We start from the raw sequence: 11,210 nt of genomic DNA on the forward strand, positions 1-11,210 counted from the left end.
GGGTTGCCGCCCACGGCGTACATGCATCTTCCCAGCGGCGTATGCTCAGTGACCAGCCATAACACCAGCGCCAGGCCCAGCACATAGAATGCGCCAATCGGGATGCCAAAGATTTCCGTGCTGTGCAGCGCACTGAAGGCGTCTGGCAGATCACCCACAATCTGTCGACCTCCGGAGTGCCACAGTGCAATGGCATACAGCACCGTGCCAGAGCCGAGCGTAGCGACAAAGCTGTCAATATCCGCCAGCGCCACCAGAATGCCGTTTAACAGGCCATATAGCGCTGACAAGACCAGCACGGTCAGCACTGCCATCTGCCATGTGAATCCATATTCCACCTGCAGCGTTATGGCCAGAATGTGCCAGAGTACGATGCCGAAACCGACGTTCAGGTCAATTTTGCCAACGATCATCGGCAGGGTGGCTGCCAGCGCCAGCAGGGCAATTTTCGCCTTACTGGACAGTATCGCCTGTAGGGTCAGCATGGAGGCAAAGGTAGGGGACAGCGCTGAAAAAATTAACGCTAACAGCACGCATAACAGCAGTAATCCGTAGCGGGTGAGGACCTGCATCGACCACGGCGCAAAACCATGCTGAGCAAGGCTGACCCGTTGTTCGAGTGCGGTAGATTTCACCGAGGTTTTAGACATATCGTTTCTCCTGACTGCCTGTTCAGACGGTAGCTAATGGTGCAGCAGAACTGGCGGAGGCCAGCTCCAGTAAACCTGCAAAGGTAACCTGTTCATTTCTCAATTCACCGACCACCTGGCCCCGGTTAAATACCAGGGCGCGGTTGCAGATGTGAGCAATTTCTTCAAGGTCATTGGAAATCACCAGCACCGCCACGCCGTCAGCGAGGGCTTTATTAAGCAGGTGATAAATTTCTTCACGTGCGCCAACGTCAACACCTGCGGTGGGATCTTCAAGGATCAGCAGCGGCGCGTTGAGGTGCATCCAGCGCGCCATCACCACTTTTTGTTGGTTACCGCCGGACAGGGCGCTGATATCCAGGTTCACGTCTTTGGGGCGCACATCGAACAGCTGGACTTTCCACCAACTGGCCCCGATCTCAGCGCGGCGGCCGTAGTGGGAGATCAGTCGATGACCGCTGGCACATGGATTAACAAACAGGTTTTCGCGCACGCTCATCGACATCACCAGGCTTTCACCCGTGCGATCGCCGGCTACAAAGGAGATGCCTGCGGCCATCGCATCACGCGGGGAGCGCGAGTGGCAGGGTTTGTTGCGGAAGGTCACCTGCCCGCTGGTGGACGGCTTCAGACCAAATAGCATCCGGCCAATCTCCTCCTGACCGGCACCGCGCAGTCCTGCCAGCGCCAGCATCTCGCCGGGTTGTAGACTGAAAGAGACCGGACCGACTTCATCGATGCACACCTGGTCCAGCATCAAAACAGGCGGGCGCGCCTCAGGCAGGGGGAGACGCTGATTGCTTTCCAGCGCTTCGCCCACAATCATTTCGACCAGATCGTGAAGCTTGTAATCTGCCGTGACGCCCTGCGCCACCCGTTTGCCGTCACGCATCACGCAGATACGGTCGGCAATCTCAATCACCTCATCCAGGCGATGTGTCACATAAATCATGCCGACGTTGCGGCTTTTCAGGCGTTCAATCACGCCAAACAGATGACGGACGTCATTGGCTGGCAGCGAGGCGGTCGGCTCATCCAGTACCAGCACTTCCGCGTTCACGGCCACGGCGCGGGCAATCGCCAGCAGTGACTTCTCCGTGCGCGACAGTTCAAAGACGCGTGCATCGGGATCCAGCTGAATCCCCACTTCCTCAAGGGCCTGGCGCGCACGCTCACGCACCGCCCGCCAGTTAACCAGACCGAAACGGCGGCTGAAGCCCATGACCAGCGCCATATTTTCCGCCACGGTCATCCACTCAATCAGTCCAAGATCCTGATGTATAAACGCAATGGGTTGGGTGGTTGCGGTTTTCAGCGCGGCGGCGGATGCTGTGACGTTGCCCTGAAAGGTAATTTGCCCTTCATCGCTGGTGTACACGCCAGCCAGCACTTTGATCAGCGTGGATTTACCTGCGCCGTTTTCCCCCAAAAGTGCCACCACTTCGCCGGGGAAGACCTCCAGGCTCACATCGTTAACTGCGGCGTTACCGCCGAAGCGCTTAGTGATATGGCTGAGTGTAAGAACCGGTTTATCCGGATAAGGTTGCATTCCTGCCTCCCGTGACGCCTGATGAGTATCGGCAGCAAGAGCGGCGACCGCTCATTGCTGATTTCAACATGTGAAATAGCATTCCAAAAAATACTATTCCTGACGCGAGGGAAAAGCAAAGAAGGAGCATGGATATTTATTCAGCAGAAACAGCAGGTTAAAATATTGTTTTGAATTTGTGATGAACGGCGCATTTCTGTCAGGACGTAACCGACGTGTCCAGCCACACTAAAAAAGCTTAAGATTCCCTGTAGGTATGTCATGAGTTAACATCATGCGAAAGCACATGCAGGCAGTAAAAAACGGAGAGGACAGGTTGATGGCGGTTAAAGTGGATAAAGAAAAGGATACGAAGAGCGAAAAGCCATCAGGGACACAGAGCCTGTTTCGTGGCCTGCAATTAATTGAGTTGCTGAGTAATTATCCTAACGGTTGCCCGCTGGCCCATCTTTCTGAACTGTCCGGAATGAACAAAAGCACCGTACACCGCCTTTTGCAGGGATTGCACAGCAGTGGATACGTTACCCAGGCACCTTCGCCCGGTAGCTATCGCTTAACCACAAAGTTTATTTCAATCGGTCAGAAGGCGTTGTCATCGCTTAATATTATTCACGTAGCCGGACAACATCTGGAAAAACTGAATCTGGATGTGGGTGAAACCGTAAACTTCTCCAGTCGTGAAGATGACCATGCTGTACTCATTAATAAATTAGAACCGACGACGGGCATGATGCGCACTCGCGCCTATATCGGTCAGCATATGCCGCTGTACTGTTCGGCAATGGGCAAAATTTTCCTGGCCTGGGGAAGTGAAGAGTACCTGTTTAAATACTGGCAAACCCATCAGGACACTATTCAGCAACTGACGAAAAATACCATTACCACGCTGCCTGAGATGCAGCAGGAACTCAAAGATATTCTTCAGCAGCGCACTGCTATGGATCGCGAAGAAAATGAACTGGGCGTTACCTGCATCGCGGCACCTGTGTTTGATATTCAGCAGCGCGTGCCTTATGCGGTGTCGGTCTCACTGCCAACCGCCAAGCTGCAGCTGATTGGCACAAAAAACCTTACGGCCAGAGTGGTGGCTACAGCCCAGGCGATTTCAGAAGAACTCGGTAGTAAGGTCTGAATCAAAACAGATGACTGACCGACATAAATATTCGGATAGTCATTGTCAGGATGACGATCAGGTACAGGGTTAACTTTATTGTGGTTGGTGTTTAGCAAACCTAAATCTAAAGCGGCACAGTACAGCCTGATGCAGTTATCCGTTGCCAGCAGACTGCAAATTCTTACTCCGGTACGCGCGCCATTCCGGCCAGCAATGTTCAGGATTGATATCAAAATAACCCCGGCATTCAGCCATAGTGAAAGCAACATCGCCAGGCACTTCGATACAGGTGGCATTATCACGAATGTGGCTGACTTCAGCCTCTGTAAGCGGGCTGCCTTTCTCATTCTCATTTTTCATCAGTAATGGGATGAGGGCGGGTATATAAACGATGCTCATTAGCGATTTCCCTTAATGCTGAAAGTCCACATCACCAGGGGGACACCAGCCTGTGGCCTCTCCGTTATGCTGTAGTTCACGTTCCGGAAGTTTCTGCTTCCTGAAATATATTGATTCATAATCGTTCCAGTGCCGCGAGGCTCCTTAATAAACTGATATTGCCCTGACAGACAGGCAGGTTAGAATTCCTTTCATGACTTCTCCCGTTTTGTTCTTATTCACTAGTCATATTTTCGACAAAAATCGGGATATCTTCAGCCGTATAAGCAATATTTTTCAGATTGACTTAAGTTATTAACGGCATGTTGTCTTTATACGCGTCGGGGCGTTGTAAGGGCTGTTTATACACAACATCAGTAATTTGACTTACCGGGACTGAAGCCCGATACAATTATTGATATCGTGTTGCTACAAGGCGGGCCAGATCAGGCATTTGCTTTGGCCTGGCGCTTATAACCTGATTATTATCAGGTGTATTCTTTTCAAAAACCCACTCAGGAGGTCCTTTTGCATTCAGACGCTATGCGGTTGTTAGTACGCCCAGTCACGTCATCAGATGCCGATGATCTTTTCAGAATCTATGGCGATCCTGCGACGAACACGTTTAATCCAGCGGGTCCACATCCGGATATTCATCATTCACAGGATGTCTTGTCCCGCGCGATCAGCCACTGGAAATCCTATGGTTTCGGCACCTGGGCTATCTCGCTCCGGGACCATCCTGACAGAATCATCGGTTTTGGCGGTTTGAGCATCAGAAATTTTGCCGATATCACGATCAACAACCTGGGTTATCGGTTTTCGACTGAAACCTGGGGAAAAGGCCTGGCGACGGAGTTCGCGATTTATGCGGTCGGCTTTGGATTCAAAGAGTTAAAACTGCCTGAAATATCTGCAGTTGTAAGAGCAAATCACCTGGCTTCACAAAAAGTTCTGATCAAAGCAGGACTTCGGCATATTCGGGATATCCATGATGTCGAAAATGCGCCTGCCAGCATGTTGTTTTGCCTGAACCGGGGTGAATGGAACCAGAAAACAGTGTGAGGCGCTTATATCAATTTTTGTCATTGCCATCACGGTTGCTCAGTTTGACGCCAAACACGCAGAAACCCAGTAAATCCTTTGCTTCATCTTCCACTCGCGTCACCATGACAAGATCGGACGAACCATCAGGAAGCACCACCTCATAAGGAGGATAAGGAAGTCCTTTTTTACGGAACGCCTGCAACCAGAGTAATTTGTCAGCCTGAGACGGTATCACCTCATAAATATACTTATGAATAACATCCTGCGGGGCCCAGCCGACCCTTTCCGCAAACGTATCGCTTGCATCAACAATCATTAACTCTGGATTAAGAAAGCAAATGGATGTTCCGGGAACAGCATACATTGATGATATCTGATGGGCTCGCTGATCGAGAGAAAGCCGCGCAACCCGTCGTTTAAACTCCTTGTCAGTGGCTGTGGTGAGTATTAAGCCGCTTTCAACAGCTGAAACCGGTCGCCCGAACAGATAACCCTGCGCATATAAACAGCCAATTCCCCGTAGCATTTCAGCCTGCTCATCCGTTTCCACTCCTTCGGCAATGACATCCATATCAAGGCTTCGGCCCAGCCCAACCACGCTGGAAATAATTTTCCGGCTGTCCTTTTTGTCCAGCATGGATCGAATGAAGCTGCTATCAATTTTTATTGTATTTACAGGTAATTGAATCAGCCAGGCAAGGCTGGAATAGCCTGTACCAAAGTCATCCATCGCGATCGTACAGCCCATCTCAGACAAGGCTTCAATCTCGGTCCGGGCGGTGTTTATGTCATTTAGCAGGGCCGTTTCGGTAATTTCAATCTTTAACCTGGCCAGATCAAACTCAAACTGAATGGCGGTTTTCCTGATGATTTCACTAAGATACCTGCCATTAAGCTGAGACGGGGAAACATTCATTGATAAAAATTGATGGTCAGGCCACGCTGCCGCCGTTTTGAAACCCTGAACCATAAGGCTGAGCATCAGTTCGTTAAGCAGACCTGCTCGTTCCATGGCCGGAATGAATTCTGCCGGAGACGTGATCGAACCTTTCGGTGAAATGTGCCGCGCAAGCATTTCAAATCCCATCACACGCAGATCTTCCAGCGAAACGATCGGCTGGAAAAACGGATGAAATTCTCCTCTTTTAATACGCTGCTGCAAAAGTTCGCGCGGCTCGTCATTCTTCACGCCATATTTCATTTTATTCCTGTCATGACCTGATTTCCTGCCTGTTAACAGAAAAGTTGGCAGGGCTTACGCGTGGTAATATTCAGCAACATGTGTAGAAAGTTGCTTATTTATGTTGTGTCAGACTAACTATTTAGCGAATGTTGCTTCAGGAAATGAATATATTAAGGCTTTCTTAACATTTCCGGTTGGGTAATATTTTAATCGGTGTAATGTAAATTTATAACACTTTACCAGGACTGCAATTTCCTGCTAATTATCGTTATCGGCTAAGGCTCACTTTTCATTACACCGTCATTACAGGGCGCTTAATCGAGCATCCCACACCATTTTGAAATTCATTTAACTTTTGGGAAGTGAGGTGTGCTTGTGCAACCGGCCCCGTACAAAGGCTTAATGTCATATCCAAATCGATGCTGGCTTCGTATGGGCTTTCCGGAAGGATGCATCAGGGGCGTATCCGCTATGACAGGAAAGCGGTTTTATGCTCCCATATTAAGGCTTTCATATCATGTCGTAAAATATCATGAACGACAGAGAATTCGGGAGTCGTTTGCAGGATACAGCTTAACATGACTGAAAGTTAAGCATTTCAAGAAGTAACAAATAATGAGGGTTTTGATGGCCATTCATATTGTGATTCCAGATGATTATCAGCTTGCCACTCAGCAGTTAAATTTCCTTCAACAGAATGAAAAATTCCAGTGCTCGGCATTGGGAGAACTCAGCAAGGATTCGATGGCTGATCATCATTTATCCTCTGCCGAGGCATTAATTCTTATCCGGGAAAGGACCGTGATCGATGAGGCCTTTCTGCAACGCACACCAAAACTTAAATTAATCAGTCAGACGGGCAAGTTGGCGAGAAATGTCGATATTGATGCCTGCACGCGAGCGGGGATCGCCATTGTGGAAGGGACGGGATCACCTGTTGCGCCTGCTGAGCTAACCTGGCTGATGATCATGGCCTCCCGCAGGAAATTAGTCTCATCGGTGAATGCAATGGCTCAAGGTCAATGGCAAACAGAAATCGGTTCGGCGGTTCAGAATCAGGTCATCGGCATTCTGGGTTATGGGAAAATAGGTAAACGTATCGCGTCCTATGCAGCCGTTTTTGGAATGCAGGTGCAGGTATGGGGAAGTCTGCGAGCCCAGGAAGAGGCGCGTGCTGACGGATGGCGGGTTCCCGAGAGTCGCGAGCAATTTTTCGCCACAAGCGATGTGTTAACCGTGCACCAGAGGCTGGTGGCGTTAACAGAAGGTAACATTACGCCAACCGATCTTGCGTTGATGAAAACGGATGCGTTATTCGTGAATACCAGTCGTGCTGAACTTGTTGCTGAAGGCGCGTTGCTGAACGCTCTGGAACAGGGTCGACCCGGATTTGCGGCACTGGATGTTTATGAAGAAGAACCGTTGTACAACACCCAACATCCTTACCTGCAGATGCCGAATGTGCTTTGTACGCCACATCTGGGATATGTTGAGAAGGCCAGCTATGAGCTCTATTTCAAAACTGCCTTTGAGAATGTTGTGCGTTACTTTGAGGGCGACAGTTCACATGTGATTAATGACACACATGACCTGCACAAATGAAAGAGGACGGTCTGATTGCGTCTTCGAGGGTGCCGCAAAGGGTGAACTATTTCATCAAAGTCGACGCGGTAAAAAATGGTCTCCACGTTAAAAGAGATTTACTGCCCGGAGGATTTCAAATGAAGCCAGAGACACTATCGCCGTTGCAAGCCAGTCAGCTTATCGAACAGGGCGCGATATTGGTCGATATCCGTGATCGTACTGATTATCTGAGAGAACATATCCCGCAGGCCATCTCTCTGCCGCTGACAGAAATTACCACAGGAATAACCGTCGAAGGTTCAGGCCAGCAGCCAGTGATTTTTCACTGTCAGGCAGGGATGCGAACCACCAATAGTGCTGACGAACTCATGAGAGCAGTCAGTTCCGGGAACGTGTTCCTAATGTCTGGAGGCATTAACGCGTGGAAGGGTGCCGCACTCCCGACTGTTGAAGATAAAAAACAACCGCTGCCCATCATAAGACAGGTTCATATCACCGCGGGCAGTCTTATTCTTTTAGGTGTGATAGCGGGTTATGCCGTGGATAGCCGACTATTTTTGCTCTCAGGCTTTATTGGCGCTGGGTTAATTTTCTCTGGCGTCAGTGGCTTTTGCGGGATGGCGAGTCTGCTGCAAAAAATGCCCTGGAACAGACAGGTTAAATAGACGTGTGATCTTTTTCTGATCGCGCCCGCAGGGCCTGCCGCTGACGTTAGTGGTTTAAAAAGGCGTTGAGCGCTGCGCAATCAGATCCCTGCCAGCTGCCGGCGACCAGAGGGCTGAGTAATCCGGTTTCATTACTGCAATTTCCTTACCCGCTGCCGATAACAAGATTATGTACCAGCGAGCCATAGATGCGGAACGTCGGTGATAACCCAATAAATCAGACGTGAGGACTTCTATGTATCGGAACAAAAAAATGAAATTAAGCGTGATGCTCACTGGCGCATTCCTTGCTGTCATCTTAACGGGTGTGTTTGTGACAGGTTTTGCCGGATTTAAGCTCAATACGGCCAGCGAGCAGCAGGAATTGACGCGCGCGCGACTGGGCGATCTTCAGGCTCTCCAGACGCTTAAAGACAACTTAACTCAGCAAACGTCGCTTTTACTGTCCGTGGCATCAGGCATTCAGCCTCAGGCCGAGGAAAAATTAAAAGCGCAGTTCTTTGCATTGCAGACCAAAAGCGACAATACCACTGCGCATTTCCGGGAACTGATCAACGGTGCCAAAAGCATTCCGGGAATCAATCTTGCTGAAGTTGAAGAGGCTTCCACGCAACTGAATAAAATTGAAGTCGCAACGGGTCCGCTTCAGCAGGCAGAGAAAAACCTGTTTATGTCCGATGCCATTCAGTTTCCGGAAAAACTGCGTGGCGAACTGATTCCTGCACTTTCTGTTTACCGCAGTGCGGTGGATGGGATGGTTGATTATCAGGCGAGGGTAACGAGTAAAACGGCGGAAACGTCCACGCAGGCGCTCTCCGGTGTCTATATGACGCTGGCTGGCCTGACGACCCTGTTTGTGATTATGGGCTTTGTGATGAGTGGCCTGATTACCCGCTGGCTCAAGGTGCAACTGGGTGGCGAACCTTCTCATGCACAGGGTTTGGCCGCCGCGATTGCGGCTGGTGATCTGACGACGACCGTAAGCCTTCGTCACGGAGATACCGTCAGTATGATGGCGTCCCTGGATAGCATGCAGAACAATCTGCGCAACCTGGTTTCGCATATCAAAGACTCTTCCGCTTCGGTCGCGATGGCGGCTGATGAAATTTCTCAGGGCAATACCGAACTCTCTTCCCGCACAGAGCAGCAGGCCGCAGCTTTGCAGGAAACCGCCGCCAGTATTGAGCAGCTTACCGTGACAGTAAAAAGTAATGCAGCGGGCGCACAGCAGACCGCGGATTCAGCACGCGAAACCGCTGCGCTGGCACGTTCGGGTGAACACGATATGCAGCGCATGTCAGAGACGATGAATGATATTTCAAAAAGCGCGGTGAAAGTCCGGGACATCACTTCCGTCATCGAAGGGATTGCATTTCAGACCAATATTCTGGCACTTAACGCTGCGGTCGAAGCCGCACGCGCGGGCGAGCAGGGTCGTGGTTTCGCCGTTGTCGCGGGTGAAGTCAGGACGCTGGCTCAGCGCAGTGCGACGGCAGCCAGAGATATTAAACATCTGATTGAAGAGGCTGTGGCGCAGGTTGAAAGTGGTGTTGTCGTAGCAACCGGAACCGGCAAGAGCATTCTTGATATCAATGCGATGGTCGGAAAACTGGCCGTTGCCATGGATAACATCTCACTGGCCTCAGCTGAACAGATGCAGGGCATTTCACAGGTCAGCATCGCAGTGAACGAGATGGACGGCGTCACGCAGAATAACGCCGCGCTGGTTGAGGAATCTTCTTCCGCATCGCAATCACTTTCAGCCCAGGCACACTCTTTACGTGAAGCAGTGAATGCCTTCCGCATTTAAGCGTCAGGTTAATGGTTCACGGCGAAAATGCGGGAGAAATGCAGCTGAATTGTCCGTTTCATCTTGCCGGAATGGATGAAAGGGAGCGATTTTTTCAGATTAGTTTAAGCCCTCCATCGGAGGGCTTTTCTTATGGAGGTCATACCGGGACGCTCAGAGACTGAAATATTCAATGTAAAAACATTAACCTCGCCCGTAATTTTTAGCCTTTTGAAAAGCAGGTTTATTTATGAGGAAGGGATGATAAATCACAAGATTAACCTCTACTTCCATGGGTCGGGCGCGGTTGAATTTAAATCAACACGTGGCATCACTGGTGTTTTACCATCGTAGAAAAATACAGAGTTTGTGAAGGAGTAAACCTTACCCGTCATTTTAACAAGTATATGGTCATTAACCGCAGTTATGTCTGCATCGGCAGTATCAGCCTGAAGAAAAGGAACCATTCTAGTAATTACCTTTATGGGATTATCGAGTTGCTTATTCAGGTAGTAGCGATAAGTTTCGGAGTCAGTGGCACCTGCATCCTGATATTTAGTTATGTATAGCCAGACATCCTCGGAGAGTTGTCTCTGACTGATCAAACGGTCGTCACGTGGCGCATTTTCGAAATACCACAACAACCCAACGGTGATAACAATAATTATCAGGACAAGCGTTAATGTCCGATGCCCCCACTTAATAGCGGTGTCTATTTGCATAATCAATCCCCTGCTGAATCCAATACTGGTCGCGCGGGTCATCTCCATACGGGATATCCTGGTACCAATGCCCCCACCGAGGCTCAACTGTTCCCGCCCGGCTTTGTGCCCAGCCAGCACCCCGTAACAATATTTTTTCAGGTATTCCGGCAACAACGCCCGCGGCACCATAGTTAAAGTTACCAAAATTTTGGTAGCTTGCCCCCTGCTGTTTATAGTCCCACGGTCCTTTATTGCGAACCTGCTGATAAAACCAGAAGTAAACAGGCGCTGAAGCCATATTGCGCGGCATGCCGCGGTAGCGAGCTTCCTGAAGGTTTTTTGCTAACAATGAGAACCCCCCTGGGGGCATAAGCGGAATTACAGCCATGACATTGTGTCTTCCTGACAATATTGATAAGGCAAACTAACCTTATCAGATATCGTCAAATATGGCATCTCTCTCTGGCAGTGAATAATACCGGGCTGAAATCTGGATGACATTACCTGTGGAAATTTATGTAAGAGGGAGTTAAATGGCGTCAGGAAT

11 protein-coding genes are annotated in these 11,210 nt (G+C 49.8%); 5 read left to right on the top strand and 6 right to left on the bottom strand.

The genetic code is table 11. The annotated features are described in order from the left end of the window. Positions 1 to 650 (bottom strand): ABC transporter permease (locus tag AC2LB6_RS24025; RefSeq protein WP_490095395.1); only part of this gene is annotated, 650 nt, incomplete at its 3' end. A 22-nt stretch (positions 651 to 672) separates the two neighbouring features. After that, positions 673 to 2,199 (bottom strand): sugar ABC transporter ATP-binding protein, encoded by a 1,527-nt coding sequence (locus tag AC2LB6_RS24030; RefSeq protein ID WP_490095396.1) that lies wholly within the window; start codon positions 2,197 to 2,199, stop codon positions 673 to 675. 319 nt (positions 2,200 to 2,518) lie between these two features. Between AC2LB6_RS24030 and AC2LB6_RS24035 the strand changes: the two genes are divergently transcribed. Next, positions 2,519 to 3,331: an IclR family transcriptional regulator gene (locus tag AC2LB6_RS24035; protein WP_490095404.1), complete on the top strand. Its 813-nt coding sequence runs from the start codon at positions 2,519 to 2,521 to the stop codon at positions 3,329 to 3,331. Between the two features lie 135 nt (positions 3,332 to 3,466). On the opposite strand, the gene AC2LB6_RS24040 is transcribed toward AC2LB6_RS24035, so the two are convergent. Further along, positions 3,467 to 3,712 carry a hypothetical protein gene (locus tag AC2LB6_RS24040; protein ID WP_490095397.1) on the bottom strand — a complete coding sequence of 82 codons (246 nt, stop codon included), beginning with the start codon at positions 3,710 to 3,712 and terminating at the stop codon, positions 3,467 to 3,469. Between the two features lie 507 nt (positions 3,713 to 4,219). Here AC2LB6_RS24040 and AC2LB6_RS24045 point away from each other — a divergent pair. Further along, on the top strand, positions 4,220 to 4,756 hold the full coding sequence (locus AC2LB6_RS24045; RefSeq protein ID WP_490095398.1) for a GNAT family N-acetyltransferase: 537 nt from the start codon (positions 4,220 to 4,222) through the stop codon (positions 4,754 to 4,756). A 10-nt stretch (positions 4,757 to 4,766) separates the two neighbouring features. Here AC2LB6_RS24045 and AC2LB6_RS24050 read toward each other — a convergent pair whose 3' ends face one another. Continuing rightward, positions 4,767 to 5,939 carry an EAL domain-containing protein gene (locus AC2LB6_RS24050; RefSeq protein ID WP_490095399.1) on the bottom strand — a complete coding sequence of 391 codons (1,173 nt, stop codon included), beginning with the start codon at positions 5,937 to 5,939 and terminating at the stop codon, positions 4,767 to 4,769. Positions 5,940 to 6,548: 609 nt separating this feature from the next. On the opposite strand from AC2LB6_RS24050, the gene AC2LB6_RS24055 reads away from it, so the two are divergent. From AC2LB6_RS24055 to AC2LB6_RS24065, 3 genes are all read left to right on the top strand, one after another. After that, on the top strand, positions 6,549 to 7,523 hold the full coding sequence (locus AC2LB6_RS24055) for a D-2-hydroxyacid dehydrogenase family protein (protein ID WP_490095400.1): 975 nt from the start codon (positions 6,549 to 6,551) through the stop codon (positions 7,521 to 7,523). Positions 7,524 to 7,642: 119 nt separating this feature from the next. Further along, positions 7,643 to 8,170, top strand: a complete 528-nt coding sequence (locus tag AC2LB6_RS24060) for a rhodanese family protein (RefSeq protein ID WP_490095405.1) — start codon at positions 7,643 to 7,645, stop codon at positions 8,168 to 8,170. 235 nt (positions 8,171 to 8,405) lie between these two features. After that, entirely contained in the window at positions 8,406 to 9,980 is a 1,575-nt protein-coding gene (locus AC2LB6_RS24065; RefSeq protein ID WP_490095401.1) for a methyl-accepting chemotaxis protein, read from the top strand. Positions 9,981 to 10,243: 263 nt separating this feature from the next. Here the strand turns inward: AC2LB6_RS24065 and AC2LB6_RS24070 are convergent, their stop codons facing one another. Further along, positions 10,244 to 10,681: a hypothetical protein gene (locus AC2LB6_RS24070; RefSeq protein ID WP_490095402.1), complete on the bottom strand. Its 438-nt coding sequence runs from the start codon at positions 10,679 to 10,681 to the stop codon at positions 10,244 to 10,246. Next, a complete protein-coding gene (locus AC2LB6_RS24075; protein ID WP_490095403.1) occupies positions 10,659 to 11,051 on the bottom strand; it encodes a polymorphic toxin type 44 domain-containing protein in 393 nt (130 codons plus the stop codon). The genes AC2LB6_RS24070 and AC2LB6_RS24075 overlap by 23 nt, the downstream gene beginning before the upstream one ends. Positions 11,052 to 11,210 lie beyond the last annotated feature (159 nt).

Source organism: Pantoea sp. RCC30.1 (assembly GCF_058148845.1).

Bases quoted from the DNA above. Each gene is read 5' to 3' on its own strand.
- AC2LB6_RS24030 (WP_490095396.1), bottom strand. From the start codon at position 2,199: ATGCAACCTTATCCGGATAAACCGGTTCTTACACTCAGCCATATCACT.
- AC2LB6_RS24035 (WP_490095404.1), top strand. From the start codon at position 2,519: ATGGCGGTTAAAGTGGATAAAGAAAAGGATACGAAGAGCGAAAAGCCA.
- AC2LB6_RS24040 (WP_490095397.1), bottom strand. From the start codon at position 3,712: ATGAGCATCGTTTATATACCCGCCCTCATCCCATTACTGATGAAAAAT.
- AC2LB6_RS24050 (WP_490095399.1), bottom strand. From the start codon at position 5,939: ATGAAATATGGCGTGAAGAATGACGAGCCGCGCGAACTTTTGCAGCAG.
- AC2LB6_RS24055 (WP_490095400.1), top strand. From the start codon at position 6,549: ATGGCCATTCATATTGTGATTCCAGATGATTATCAGCTTGCCACTCAG.
- AC2LB6_RS24060 (WP_490095405.1), top strand. From the start codon at position 7,643: ATGAAGCCAGAGACACTATCGCCGTTGCAAGCCAGTCAGCTTATCGAA.
- AC2LB6_RS24065 (WP_490095401.1), top strand. From the start codon at position 8,406: ATGTATCGGAACAAAAAAATGAAATTAAGCGTGATGCTCACTGGCGCA.
- AC2LB6_RS24070 (WP_490095402.1), bottom strand. From the start codon at position 10,681: ATGCAAATAGACACCGCTATTAAGTGGGGGCATCGGACATTAACGCTT.
- AC2LB6_RS24075 (WP_490095403.1), bottom strand. From the start codon at position 11,051: ATGGCTGTAATTCCGCTTATGCCCCCAGGGGGGTTCTCATTGTTAGCA.